Genomic DNA, 13,021 nt, shown 5'->3' on the forward strand with positions numbered 1-13,021 from the left:
CCCCAAAGTCTCAGCGGTATCAACGCGCAGACCCCCCAGCCTGCACTACCCCGCGCTCAGTGTATCCACAAATCCCACTCGCGTGGGAGAGCGGATTCCCGCGGCCCTCAGCCGCGGACGGTGGCGTGGTGCTCGCGGTACCACGCGACGGTGCGCTCGAGCCCCTCGCGGAGGTCGATCTGCGACCGCCATCCGGCATCCGACAGCCGCGACACGTCGAGCAGCTTCTGCGGCGTGCCGTCGGGCTTCGAGGTGTCCCACTCCGTCTCGCCCTCGTAGCCGACGACCTCGGCGATCGTCTCCGCGATCTCGCGGATCGTCACGTCGCTGCCGGTTCCCACGTTCACGTGCTCCGGGCCGTCGTAGTGCTCCAGGAGGTGCAGCAGCGCGGCGGCGAGGTCGTCGGAGTGCAGGAACTCGCGTCGCGGCGTCCCGGTTCCCCAGTTCGTCACCGACGGAGTCCCGGCCGCAGCGGCCTCGTCGTACCGGCGGATGAGCGCGGGGAGCACGTGAGAGCCCAGCGGCGAGAAGTTGTCGTTCGGCCCGTAGAGGTTCGTCGGCATCGCCGAGATCCACGGCAGGCCGTCCTGACGGCGCACCGACTGGACGTGCATGATCCCGGCGATCTTCGCGATCGCGTAGGCGTCGTTGGTCGGCTCGAGGTGCCCCGTGAGCAGGGCGTCCTCGCGGATGGGCTGCGGCGCGAACTTCGGATAGATGCACGAGGACCCGAGGAACAGCAGCCGCTCGACGCCCACCTCCCGGGCGGCGTCCATCACGTTCGTCTGGATGCGCAGGTTGTCGCTGAGGAAGTCGACCGGATAGGTGCTGTTGGCGAGGATGCCCCCCACCTTCGCGGCGGCCAGCACGACGTAGCGCGGGGCGTTCTCGCGGAAGAACGCGAACACCGCATCGCGGTCCTTCAGATCCAGCTCGGCGGAGCGGCGCCCGATCAGGTTGCCGAACCCGGCGCCCTCGAGCGCCCGCCACACGGCGCTTCCGGCGAGGCCGGAGTGCCCGGCCACGTAGAAGGGCGCATCGCGGTCGAGGGGCCCCGGCGTGAACTCGACCCCGTCGCTCATGACAGCGGCCAGCCGGCCAGCGGCACGCGGTCGATCCACGGCGACCCGGCGTGCTCCAGGGCCTTGATGTCGGCGTCGACCATGAGGCGGGCGAGATCCAGCGGACCGACCGTCGCCTTCCAGCCGAGCTTCTCCTCGGCCTTCGACGGGTCGCCGATGAGGGCGTCCACCTCGGTCGGGCGCAGGTAGCGCTCGTCGAAGCGGACGTGGTCCTCCCAGTTGAGGCCCGCGTGCGAGAACGCCGTCTCGAGGAACTCCCGCACCGTGATGCCGACGCCGGTGGCCAGCACGAAGTCGTCGGGCTCGTCGACCTGCAGCATGCGCCACATGCCCTCGACGTACTCGGCGGCGTATCCCCAGTCGCGGATCGCGTCGAGGTTGCCCATGTAGACGTGGTCCTGGCGCCCGGCCTTGATCGCGGCGACCGCGCGGGTGATCTTGCGCGTCACGAACGTCTCGCCGCGGCGGGGCGACTCGTGGTTGAACAGGATGCCGTTGGTGGCGAACATCCCGTACGCCTCGCGGTAGTTCTTGGTGATCCAGAAGCTGTAGAGCTTCGCCGCCGCGTACGGCGAGCGCGGGTAGAACGGCGTGGTCTCGCTCTGCGGCGGCGGCGTCGCACCGTACAGCTCCGAGGACGACGCCTGGTAGAACCGCGTGTCGATGCCCGACATGCGCACCGCTTCGAGCACGCGGATCGAGCCGGTGCCCGTCGTGTCGGCGGTGTGCTCGGGCTCGTCGAACGAGACCCGCACGTGCGACTGGGCGGCGAGGTTGTAGACCTCGTCCGGGTTGATGCTGGCGAGCAGCGTCGTCAGCCGGGCGCCGTCGCTGAGGTCGCCGTAGTGCAGGAACAGCTTGGCCGACGGGTCGTGCGGGTCGACGTAGAGATGGTCGATGCGAGATGTGTTGAACGTCGAGGCGCGGCGGATGAGACCGTGCACCTCGTAGCCCTTGCCCAGCAGCAGCTCGGCCAGGTACGACCCGTCCTGCCCCGTGATGCCCGTGATGAATGCGCGTTTGGTCACGTGTGACCCTCCTGTGGATTCGATCGTGCAACGGTCGACCGGATGCGCGCCCCCTGCGCGGGCCGTCCCCGAAGCCCCCTGCAGGCGATACTAGCGGGCGTTCTTACCCGCTCGGAGCGGGAGCCCGCTCGCGCACCGAGATGAACAGCAGCGAACCGATGAGCATGACCAGGATGCCGGTGGCCTGCAGCCACGATCCGCGCAGCAGGATCAGCAGGTAGAACGGGAACACCGCGCCGGCGATCTCGACGATCGGCGAGGGGTTGCCCTCGCGGAAGCGCACATCCAGACGGCCGAGGAAGTACGCGAGAACGAGCGAGCCGACCACCACGCCGATAAACCCGAAGCTGAGCAGGAGCTCGGCCCAGATCGGTGCGGACAGGTTGGTGAAGCCGTACTCGCGGAACTCCGCCAGCAGCACCCCAGAGCCGGTGGGCTTGTCGCGCCAGATCGACCGCGGCACCCAGAAGAAGAGGATCCCCAGGAACTGCCGGGCGAAGCGGAAGGGCATGGTCGCGTCGTAGAGGATCGCGTTCGACAGCTGGCCGAACGCGTCGTAGTCGCCGTTGCCCTCGTACTCGGCGAGGAAGCCGGTGCGCTCGTTGTTGACGACGTTGAGGCGCCGGAACATGTCGGCGATCGGGAAGAGGAACAGCAGGCCGAAGACGATCCCGAGCATCATCACCGACGTCCGCACCCGGGTGCGGAACGCGCCCAGCGGGCCGAGGAAACTGCCCCACACGACGCCGAAATGGTAGCGGGCGCTGGAGATCGGGTTGGTGATGAACATCGCCACCAGCGTCGTGATCCACGCGATCCACCGGGGCCCCTTGCCGGTGGCCCCGCGTGCGAAGTGCCACCAGCCGTGGGCGGCGATGAGGATCGGGAAGCTCGACACCGCCCCGATCATGGCGTTGGTCGTGGGGTCGGGCCAGCGCGCGTTCTCGACGAGCGAGAACTCCGCGCGGCTCGAGAAGAGCACCCCCACCCCGAGGCTGGCCACGTAGTACGCGGATGCCGCGAGGGCGACGAGGGTGAGGATTCCCAGGCGCCCGCGGCTGATGCCCAGGCGCTCGGTCGAGGCCGCGAAGGCGACCTTCCGGCGATGCGCCAGGGCGAAGCCCACCGCGAACGACGCGATCCCGAGCACCCCCGTGGCCGCCGTGACCATGTCGAGCTGGGGATCGAGGCCCGCCGTGGTGGTCGCCATCGCGTCGGCGCGCAGCTGCACCGTCGGGGCGAGGCCGAAGAACACGTAGGCGAAGAGCCAGAAGATGAACTCGAACATGCGGCGCTCGCCGCGGGCGATCAGCACGGCCAGGCGGATGGCGGCGACGAACAGGACGCCGAAGGTGACCGTCCACGCCGAGCTGCGCCCCGAGTCCGGGCTCGTGAGCACGAAGATCGGGACGACGATCCCCAGCGCGATGAAGGCCAGGAATCCGAGCACGAGGACGAGCGTGCCCTCGCGGTGCTCCGCGGTGCGCGTCTCGGTGGTGGTCATCCGTGGTCCGTGTGGGGGGTGTCGTCCGGGCCCGGCGCGCCATCCGCATCGGGCCCGCGGCGCTGTTCGCGCCGTCGCGCCCGAGTCTCCCACACGAGGCCCACCACCACGCTCAGCGCGACGGCCGCGGCGAAGCCCCAGGCGGCGCCGGCGGCCGCCATCGCGAACGCGAGCGCCATCGGCAGCACCAGCGTCGCGCCGGCGAGGAACCCGCGCATCGCCGTCGAGGACGTGTGGCGGGCCGCGGCGCGGAAGTGCGCGAGGAGCGCCGTGTAGGCCACCATCGCCAGACCCTGCACGGCGTACGGCCAGCGGAGGTCGGCGGCGACGTCCCACGTCGCGCCGAGCACCAGGCGCCCGATCTCGTCGGGCAGCAGCAGCACGACGCCGCTCCAGACCACGCAGATCCCGGTGAGGATCAGCGCGGTCTCGCGCAGGCGCGACCGGTAGCGCCGGCTCCCGCGACTGCGCACGAGGTCGGGGACCACCGCGATGCGGACCGCGTTGAAGGCGGTGTTGAGCGGGGAGAACAGCAGCGACGCGCCGCGGAGGGCCGCGACCCCCGCGACTCCCAGGGGTCCCGCGAGGAGGAACCACACGACCGTGTTCGACAGGTTGAGGCTCGCGTACTCGCCCGAGAACCGCACCGCGATGTCCCGGTTGGCGACGATCCAGCGCGCCCCGGAGACCGGTCGCGGCAGGACCCGGGCGTAGGCGATCGCGACGATCATCGCCACCACGCCGCCGGCGGTCCAGGCGGCTGCGACGGTCCAGGCGGGGGCCGAGACGGCGACCAGCCACACCATGACCGGCAGGGCGACGACGGCCCAGACCGCATCGGAGACCAGCGCATGCCCGGACCGGGCCCGCGCGATGAGGATGTAGCGGACGATGTCCTGCACGAACACGAGCGGACCCGCGACGGCGAGCACCGTCCACATGAGGGGGTCGCCGCCCGCCAGCAGCCCGCACACCGCGAGCGCCACCGCCGAGACCACCCCGACGGCCACCGAGACCCCTGCCGCGGAGTCGTCGACGCCGGCGGGGCGCTCCCCGGCTTTCGAGAAGCGCACGAGCAGCACCTCGCCGACGAGCGCGCGCTGGAATCCGAGGAAGAACAGCAGCAGCACGTAGCCGAGGCTGAAGAGGCCGAACTCGGCGGTGGTCGCGACGCCGGCCACCAGCGCCACGAGGGCGAAGTTCGAGAGGCTCGAGACGATCTGGTCGAGGATCGTCACGTAGCGCGAGTGCGCGAAGCGCTTCACGGCTGCACGCGCCTCACGACGGGTTCGATCGGCGCTCGCGATCCTCCCGCCGCAGGGTGCGCCACCACTTGGCCAGCAGCATCGAGGTCGTGCCCACCTTGGCGAGCGCCGCCAGCGCGTAGATCACGACGAACACCGGGACGACGGCGGTCAGGAGGTACAGCCAGCACGTGACCCCGTAGTCGACCGGCAGCATGAGCGCCGAGCGCAGCCGCGAGCCGGAGGTCACCTGCGTGCGCGGGGCGCCCGTGGTGAGCTTCTCGAAGAGGCTTCCCGCGAAGAAGGTCGCCGAGGCGGCCACGACGAACACCGTGCACAGCGTGAAGGCCAGCCACGCCGGGACGGCCTCGGTCCGCAGCAGGAACGCGAGCGTCGCGATGTGCAGCAGGACGATCCGGATGCCGTCGATGACGTGGTCGAGCCACTCCCCGGCGGCCGACCCACCCCCGCGCAGCCGCGCGAGCTGGCCGTCGGCGGAGTCGAAGAAGAAGCCCACCACGAGCGCGACGCCCACCAGCGCGCTCGCCAGGCCGCCCTCCGCCCACACCAGGAGGTACAGGATGCCGGCGAAGGTGAACAGCGCGCCGATCGCGGTCAGGTGGTTCGGCGTGATGCCGTGCGGCGAGGCGGCGGCGATCACGCGCCCCACGGGGCGGTTGACGGCCAGCGTGTACAGCGGAACGCCGGTGCGGCGCTTCTGCGCGGCACGCAGCAGCTCGAATCGTTGGCGGAACGTGGACGCGGTCGTGTCGGTCATCTCGTGCTTCCCCTCAGCACTCGCTTCCCCCCGCTCGGCGGCGCTCGCTCACGCGGCGACCCCCTTCACGGAGAGGTGACGGGACGTCGCTCCCCGGCGGACGGCCCACCGGCATAGTATCCGTCGAGCAGGTCGCCGATGCGCGCGATCGAGAATCCCGTCTCGATCGCCCGTCGTCCGCGGGCGCCGAGGGCGCCCCGCGCGGACCCGTCGCGCACGAGCGCACCGATCGTCTCGGCGAGGGCCTCGGCCGTCTCGGGACCGGCCTCCGGCGACGGCGTCGCGGCCCCGGCGGCCGCCCCCCGCTCCGGGAAGGTGGCGACGGCGTCGCCCAGCCGGTCGGCGATGTGGCACGTCTCGGAGATCACCGTCGGCGTGCCCACCGACAGCGCCTCGAGCACCGACATGGGGAACGGCTCGCTGAAGCTCGGCAGGACGTAGACGTCGGCGCGCGCCATCCGGTCCCGCCCGGCGCCCGGGGGCACCGCGCCCTCGTAGCGGATGCGCTGTCCGTGCTCCCAGGCGGCGATGCGGCGCTGCAGCTCGGCGAGGTCTCCCTCGTCGGGCCCGACGACCACGAAGTCGGCGTCCACGCCCGCCGCCAGCAGCCGGTGCGCGGCCTCGGCGAACAGCAGCACGCGCTTGCGGGGCTGCAGGCGGGCAAGGAAGAGCACCTCCGGGCGGGCGGAGGCGTCGCGGGCGATCGGCGACGGCAGCGACACCCCGTTGGGCAGGTCGACGATCCTCACCCGGGGCTCGACGGCACGCAGGCGCCCGGCGTCGGTGTCGGTCAGGGCGAACGTGCCGGTCGCCCCGCGGAGCACGGGACGCACCCAGCGGTCGAAGATCCGCGCGCGCACGCGTCCGTCGGGCTTGACCATGCCGTGCGGCTGCAGGAACAGACGGGGGCCGCCGGCCGCGCCCCGCAGCGCGTGCGCGACGGGAAGCGTGATGAGGTCGCGCGCGAGGTGGACATGGACGACGTCGAACTCGCCGCGACGGCGCAGGAGCGCGCGGCGCAGTCCCGGGGCGACGAGGCCGCTGAAGCCCGCCCCGGGCACGACCTGGCGGGCGGGGAAGAGGTGGACGGTCACGCCCTCGGGGGCGAACCGCGCCTCGCCGTCCCATCCCGCGAAGACCTCCACGTGGTGGCCGCGCCGCGCGAGCTCGCGCGTCTGCTCGCTCATGACCGCCAGCGGACCGCCGAAGGCGCCGTCCGCGCTGATGTAGGTGAGGACGTGCGCGATCCTCATTCGGCGCCGGTCTCGACGTCGGACGCGGCGTCCGTCTCGAAGCGCTGACCGACGACCACGGCCGCGGGCGCCGAGACGATCGCGTTCTCGGGCACGTCGCCGCGCACCACGGTCAGGGGCGAGATCACGGCCGAGCGCCCGATGTGGGAGCCGCCCAGGACGACGCAGCGCGACGTGACCCACACGCCGTCCTCGATGACGATGGGCTTCGTGATGAGGCCCATGTCGGTGCGGAACGCGTGCGCTCCGGTCGTCATGTACGTCTCCTGCGAGATGGACACGTCGCTGCCGATGGTGATCCGGTCGCGGTTGTGGAACCACACCCCATCGCCGATCCAGCACCGGTCGCCGATCTCCAGGTTCCACGGCGACTTCACCCGCAGGCGGGGCCGCATGACGACGCCCGTGCCGATCTTCGCGCCGTAGCGGCGGAGTGCCCAGGCGCGCAGGGCGGAGCTGATCTGCAGCCGGTTGGAGACGAGCAGGAGCTCCACGAGCGACCAGCTGAACGTCACCCACTTCGGCTTTCGGAGGGGCTCGGGGGCGCCCGGCGCCAGCGAGAGGTCGATGACGCGTGTGGGTACCATCCCTCTTTTGTACCGACGCGTCGGCGTCGGCGCCAGCCGAGGGGCGGCTCCCGAGGCGGATCGGGAGCCGTGCGGCGAGGTCAGCCGCCCAGGCCGCGGAGCACGCGCACGGCGATCGCGCCCTGCCCGTCGGCGTCGATCCTGCCCTGGTCGTCGACCTCTTCGTCGGTGACGGCGGACGGGGAGAGCAGGCTCACGAAGCGGATGTCGGCGTCTGCGGCGGCGGCCTTCAGGATGCCCTCGATGGTCGTCACCTCCGGCGTCGCCGGGGAGGTGGCCGCCGGGCCCACGACGACGATCTGCGCCGACGGCAGTCCGACCTGGAGGGCGGTGAACACCGCGACGGCGCGGTCGCGCAGCTCGCTGCGGGAGACCGACGCGTCGGCGACGTCGGCCGAGATGATCACGAAGTCGGCGTCGGAGGCGACCGCGTCGGGCACGGCGTCGAGGATGCTCGGGCAGAAGTCGGTGTCGCAGGGGCTGACGTCGGCGCCGGTCGCGAAGCCCGCCCCGTCGACGGACAGGTCGACCAGCACCGCGTCGAGGTCCGAGGCGACGAGGTCCTGCCAGGTGCGGCTCACGCCCTCCTGCGCGCGGGCCGCGGGGTCGTCGCCGAGAAAGGCGACCGTGGTCACGGCGGGGTCGGGATTCACCGCGCTCGGCGGCGTGACGCCCGAGCCGTTGCCCTGCGCGGAGACCGAGTCCACGGCGTACACCGCGGCCGCGCCCGCGACCACGGCGAGGAGCAGCACCCCGCCATAGGCCCAGAGCCGGGACCGGCCCCGAGTTGAGAACGTCGCCATGGGCACTATCCTGACATAGCCCGCCACGGGTCTCAGGCGACGGGGATCGCTGAGACCGGGCCGGACACGAGGGAGGGGGTGCGGGGTGATCCGTACGGAGACACTCGCACTGTTGCGTTCACGCTGGCTGACGATCGTCGTCTTCGTGCTGGTCGCGATCATCGTGGCGGCCGCGTACGTCGCCTTCAGTCCCCGCGAGTACAGCGCGAGCACGCGCCTGGTCGTGAGCGCCTCCACCAGCAGCAACGGCTCCGACCTCGCGCAGGGCGGGACGTTCGCCCAGCAGCAGGCGCGCAACTACGCGAACATCGCGACGAGCGACGTGGTGCTGCAGCCGGTCGTCAACGCCCTGGACCTCGACATGACCGTCGCCGCGCTGGGGCGCAAGGTCTCGGCCACCATCCCGCTCCAGACCTCGATCATCACGATCGAGGTCACCGACTCCAGCCCGGAGCGCGCCGCGACGATCGCCAACTCGGTCACCACCAGCCTCGCCAACGCGGTGGGCAGCCTGGTGCCCGCCGACGCCGACGGCCGCGCCCCCGTGAAGACCGAGATCGTCCACCGGGCCACCGTGCCCTCGCGGCCCTCGTCGCCCAATGCGACGGTCGCCCTCGGCGCCGGGGCCCTCCTCGGGCTCGTCGCGGGGATCGCCTACGTGATCATCGCCCGCCGGGTCTCCTCGCGCGTGCGCACCGCCGGCGAGGTCCGCCGCCTCGCTCACGCACCGGTCATCGGCACCGTCCGCGAGGACGACCCCCGCGTGCGCGGCGTCATCACCGACTCGACGAGCCGTTCCGTGCGGGCGGAGGAGTTCCGGCAGATCCGCACCAACATCTCCTTCCTCCAGGCCGGCAACGCGCACAAGGCGTTCGTGGTCACCTCCTCGGTGCCCGGCGAGGGCAAGAGCACGGTCTCGTCCAACCTCGCCGCCAGCCTCGCGTCGATGGGTCGCTCGGTCTGCCTCGTCGAGGCCGATCTGCGCAAGCCGTCGCTGGCCGGGGTGCTCGACCTCGAGGGGAGCGTCGGCTTCACGACGGTGCTCGCCGGCGAGGCGACCCTCGACGACGCGCTGCAGCCGTGGGGGAGCTCGGGGCTGCAGGTGCTCCTGTCGGGGGAGCTGCCGCCCAACCCGAGCGAGCTGCTGAGCTCCGAGGCGGCGACGGAGATCATCGCCGAGCTGCACGAGCGCTTCGAGGTCGTCATCGTCGACTCGCCGCCCATCCTGCCGGTCACCGACGCGGCGATCCTGGGCAACCTCGTCGGCGGGGTCATCCTCGTCGTCGGGCTCGGCCGCGTGCGCGAGCGCGAGCTCGCCGGCACCGTCGAAGCGCTCGCCGTGGCTCACACGCCGCTGCTGGGCGTGGTCACCAACTTCGCGCCGGCCAGCGCCGGCGACGTCTACGGCTACGGCGCCCCGCCCGAGCCGCGTGCCGCGGTGACGGTGCCGGCCGCCGCGGCGGCGGAGACCGAGCGGTAGCCCGCCATGGCGGCCCGTGGCGGCATCCTCGTGGTGTGCACGGCGAACCGGGCCCGGTCGCCGATGGCGGAGCTGATGCTGGCGGCGACCTTCGCGCATGACCGCACCGACGTCGAGGTGCGCTCGGCGGGCACGCGCGCGGAGGAGGGCGAGCACGTCACGCGGCACACCCTGCAGCTGCTGGAGGGCCGCGGGATCGAAGCGGCCGCGTTCCGCTCGCAGCCGCTCACCGCGGAGCTGGTCGCCTGGGCCGACGTCGTGCTCTGCGCCGAGCGCGCCCACCGGGCCGACGTCGTCCGGCTCGTCCCCCGCGCCCACCGCAAGACGTTCACCCTGGCGCAGTCGGCGCGACTGCTGGCGGTCGCCGACGTCCCGCGCGGTGCGTCCGCGGCGGAGCTCGCCGACGCCCTCGCCTCGGCGCGAGGGGTCGTGCCGCAGAGCCCCGACGACGACATCGCCGATCCCGCCGGCGGCACGACGACCGACTACGGGCGTGCGGCCGACCGCATCGCGTCGGCCGTGCGGGCGCTGGGCGAGGCGCTGCGCGTCCGCGGCTGATCCCGCACCGACGAGGACCCCGGGACGACTTCCGCGCCCGCACGACGACGCCGCCCCGGGGATCCCCGAAGGGATCCGGGCCGGGGCGGCGTGCTCGTGCGGCGCGGCGCTCAGTCGCGGCTGGTCGCCGCCGCGTACAGCAGGTTGACGATCTCGGGCGACGAGACGACCGGCTCGTCGGTCGTGGCGGTGGCGAAGACCGAGCCGCCGCGCGCCGCCGAGGCGGACACCTTGCCCGTGCGCAGCGGCACGGTGTGGGCGCTCAGGCCGGCCGGCGCGTCGATGGTGTGCGTCGCCGAGCCGACACGCAGGGTGACGGTGGCCGGCTCAGTGAGCATCGTGACGACCTCGACGGTGTCGCGCGGTGCGGTGGTGTTGCCGCCGAGCGTCGCGTTCAGGGTCACCGGCGGAAGGAGCGCGGCCGCCTTGTACGACTGGGTGCGGTGGGTGACGATGATCTCGTCGCCGCGCAGGCCCGGAGCCTTGCCCGTCTTGAACCACGAGGCGTAGTACGCGCTCAGGTCGAGGAACGCGGAGCCGTGCATCTCGGACGCGGCGAAGCTCGTCGCCTCGCTGTAGTCGTTCCACGTGATCAGCTGCGCGAAGTCCGCGTCGTTCGAGATCGCGCGCTTCCAGGTCGCCCGCAGCGTCTCCGTGTTGGCGGCCTCGGCGTAGACGCCCGACTTGTGCCGCACGTCCTGCACGGCGATCGGCTCGATCCACTTCATGCCGAGCGCGTGCGCGAGGTCGGTGCGGTCCGTCGCCGTGGCGGCGGAGTCGGGGGAGCGCTTGCCCCAGTTGCTCGCCGCGTAGGTGAACGGCGCGAACGTGCGGAGGTTGGCCTCGGAGGAGTCGAGGAACACGGCCACGAACGCCGCGGAGACGCCGTGCGTGTTCTTCAGCGCCGCCATGATGTCCTTCCACCAGGACGCGGGCTTGCCCTCCGCCTTGAACGAGGACAGCAGCACGCGACCGTCGGACAGCTTGTACGCGGCCTTCGACTTCATGAGCGGGGCGATCGCGGCGGCGACCGTGGCCGGCGAGGCCTTCGCCACGCTCGAGGTCGCATCGATGTTCGGGATCACCGTGAAGCCGTCGGAGCGGCCGGCGGCGGCGTTGGTGAGTCCGACGGTGCGGTCCCAGTTGCCGCCGGACAGGCTCAGCACGTCGACCATGAAGCCGTCGACCCCGGCGGCCGCGGCGTCGTCGATCTCGGCGTTGAAGTCCTTGGTGCGCCAGTCGCCGCTCAGCGGCGCGCGGGTCTCGGGACGGTCGCGCAGCAGCCCGCTGTACGCCGCGTGCTTGCCGTTCTCGCCGCCGACGGTCAGGTAGTTGCGCGCGTAGTAGTCGCTGTCGGCCGACAGGTTGTCGAACGAGACCGGGTACGGCGGGAAGTAGTGCGCGAAGACCTTCTTGGCGCTGGCTCCGACCCCGGGCACCGAGAACGGCAGCTCGTCGCTGCCCGCGGAGGGCGGCGTCGTGGCGGTCGGCGTCGGCGTGGGCTTCGGCGTGGCCGTCGGGGTGGCGGTGGGCGTCGGCCGCGGCGAGGGCGTCGCCGTCGCGGTCGGCTTCGGCGTGGGCGTGGGCTTCGGCGTGGCCGTCGGGGTGGCCGTGGGCTTGGGCGTCGCCGTCGGCGTGGCGGTCGGGGTCGGCCCGGGGGTGGAGCTGCTCGTCGTGTAGGTGATCGTCAGCTTCGGCGGGGCGGAGCGCAGGTTGATGAGCGTGCCGACGGCCGGCTGCGAGTAGCGCAGCTCGAAGGAGGTCGCCCCCGTGGTCGACAGGGCGCCGGAGGTCGCGAGGGGGATCGAGATCGTGCGGCCCGCGACCGCCTTCACGGTGCTCGTGCTGACCGCCGCGCCCAGGCGCGCCGGACGGTTCGCGTTGGTGAGGGTCTTCGGCGACCAGGTCGTCGCCGCCGGGTAGACGAGCACCCCGCCCTTCGTGGCCTTGGTGGAGCGGATGTTCAGCGACAGCGTGGCGGCCGTGATCTTCGCTCCGTCGGGGAGGGAGGCGGTGGGGAACGTCAGGTAGCCGGCGTCGGCCGCGTACGTCGTGCTCAGCCAGTAGGCGTTGCTCTTGGCCGTCTTCGGCGCGCGCGTCGTCGTCCATCCGCCGGCGGTCGCGGTGAGCTCCACCGTCTGCGTCGTGGTGGCCGCCGAGGCCGGCGAGGTGATCTCGTTCACGACGGCGGGCGCGAGCAGCGCGGCGGCCGAGAGCACGGCCAGCACGCGCGCGGCGCGGCGACGGCGGCGGTCGCGGGCCGTGAGGCGTCGCGAGCGGTCGCGGAGGGTGTCGGTGGGTACGGTCGGGGTGGGGGTGTGGCTGGGGGCCATGGAGTCATCCGCTTCGAGCGTCTCGGCACCACGCGGTGTGGGATCGCGGTGCCGGAGGTGGGCAGGTTCGGGTTGCTGTAGCCATCGCTGCTGGGGGGCGGAGCATAGTGCATCGTGCGATGGTGTCCGATCAGTGTGGCTCGGCTCCGGAGCGCGGTCAAGTTCCTTTATGAGAGTCCTCTCACGAATTTCCTCCGCAACGACTTCTCGACGAGTGGTATACGGATGGCATCGAGGTGTGCTACGTTCTCCGGCGTACCGTTTGGTCACTCGACCACGCCGATCATGGGGAACGGCGGATACGGTGCACGTTCGCCGTACCGGTTAGGGGTAACCGAGGCGGACGGGGGGAATCTGGGGAATCGGGGAAC

General features: G+C 72.1%; 11 protein-coding genes. 2 read left to right on the forward strand and 9 right to left on the reverse strand.

All coding sequences use genetic code 11. The features are described from left to right. Window positions 1-107: 107 nt before the first annotated feature. The 8 genes from ACPWUT_RS00950 to ACPWUT_RS00985 form a co-directional block, all read right to left on the reverse strand. Entirely contained in the window at window positions 108-1,082 is a 975-nt protein-coding gene (locus ACPWUT_RS00950) for a GDP-L-fucose synthase family protein (RefSeq protein ID WP_284528614.1), read from the reverse strand. Beyond that, window positions 1,079-2,110, reverse strand: coding sequence for a GDP-mannose 4,6-dehydratase (gmd, locus tag ACPWUT_RS00955; protein WP_425839669.1), 1,032 nt, complete (start codon window positions 2,108-2,110; stop codon window positions 1,079-1,081). Before gmd ends, ACPWUT_RS00950 begins: the two co-directional genes overlap by 4 nt. Window positions 2,111-2,213: 103 nt before the next feature. Further along, a complete protein-coding gene (locus tag ACPWUT_RS00960; RefSeq protein WP_425839672.1) occupies window positions 2,214-3,614 on the reverse strand; it encodes a hypothetical protein in 1,401 nt (466 codons plus the stop codon). Beyond that, entirely contained in the window at window positions 3,611-4,879 is a 1,269-nt protein-coding gene (locus tag ACPWUT_RS00965) for a hypothetical protein (RefSeq protein ID WP_425839675.1), read from the reverse strand. Before ACPWUT_RS00965 ends, ACPWUT_RS00960 begins: the two co-directional genes overlap by 4 nt. A gap of 13 nt (window positions 4,880-4,892) precedes the next feature. Then, window positions 4,893-5,636 carry a CDP-alcohol phosphatidyltransferase family protein gene (locus ACPWUT_RS00970; RefSeq protein ID WP_425839678.1) on the reverse strand — a complete coding sequence of 248 codons (744 nt, stop codon included), beginning with the start codon at window positions 5,634-5,636 and terminating at the stop codon, window positions 4,893-4,895. Between the two features lie 65 nt (window positions 5,637-5,701). Continuing rightward, window positions 5,702-6,889, reverse strand: coding sequence for a glycosyltransferase (locus ACPWUT_RS00975; protein WP_425839681.1), 1,188 nt, complete (start codon window positions 6,887-6,889; stop codon window positions 5,702-5,704). Further along, complete coding sequence (locus ACPWUT_RS00980; RefSeq protein ID WP_284528620.1) at window positions 6,886-7,476, reverse strand: acetyltransferase; 591 nt, start codon at window positions 7,474-7,476, stop codon at window positions 6,886-6,888. Before ACPWUT_RS00980 ends, ACPWUT_RS00975 begins: the two co-directional genes overlap by 4 nt. A gap of 80 nt (window positions 7,477-7,556) precedes the next feature. Continuing rightward, a complete protein-coding gene (locus tag ACPWUT_RS00985) occupies window positions 7,557-8,279 on the reverse strand; it encodes a hypothetical protein (RefSeq protein ID WP_284528621.1) in 723 nt (240 codons plus the stop codon). A gap of 112 nt (window positions 8,280-8,391) precedes the next feature. On the opposite strand from ACPWUT_RS00985, the gene ACPWUT_RS00990 reads away from it, so the two are divergent. Both ACPWUT_RS00990 and ACPWUT_RS00995 read left to right on the forward strand, forming a co-directional pair. Next, window positions 8,392-9,759 carry a polysaccharide biosynthesis tyrosine autokinase gene (locus ACPWUT_RS00990; RefSeq protein WP_425839685.1) on the forward strand — a complete coding sequence of 456 codons (1,368 nt, stop codon included), beginning with the start codon at window positions 8,392-8,394 and terminating at the stop codon, window positions 9,757-9,759. Between the two features lie 6 nt (window positions 9,760-9,765). Beyond that, window positions 9,766-10,317 (forward strand): low molecular weight phosphatase family protein, encoded by a 552-nt coding sequence (locus tag ACPWUT_RS00995; RefSeq protein ID WP_425839688.1) that lies wholly within the window; start codon window positions 9,766-9,768, stop codon window positions 10,315-10,317. 110 nt (window positions 10,318-10,427) lie between these two features. Here the strand turns inward: ACPWUT_RS00995 and ACPWUT_RS01000 are convergent, their stop codons facing one another. Then, a complete protein-coding gene (locus tag ACPWUT_RS01000) occupies window positions 10,428-12,650 on the reverse strand; it encodes an endo-1,3-alpha-glucanase family glycosylhydrolase (RefSeq protein WP_425839691.1) in 2,223 nt (740 codons plus the stop codon). Between the last annotated feature and the right edge of the window lie 371 nt (window positions 12,651-13,021).

Origin of the sequence: Microbacterium sp. PA5 (genome assembly GCF_049860775.1) — a bacterium.
Taxonomy (GTDB): Bacteria; Actinomycetota; Actinomycetes; order Actinomycetales; family Microbacteriaceae; genus Microbacterium.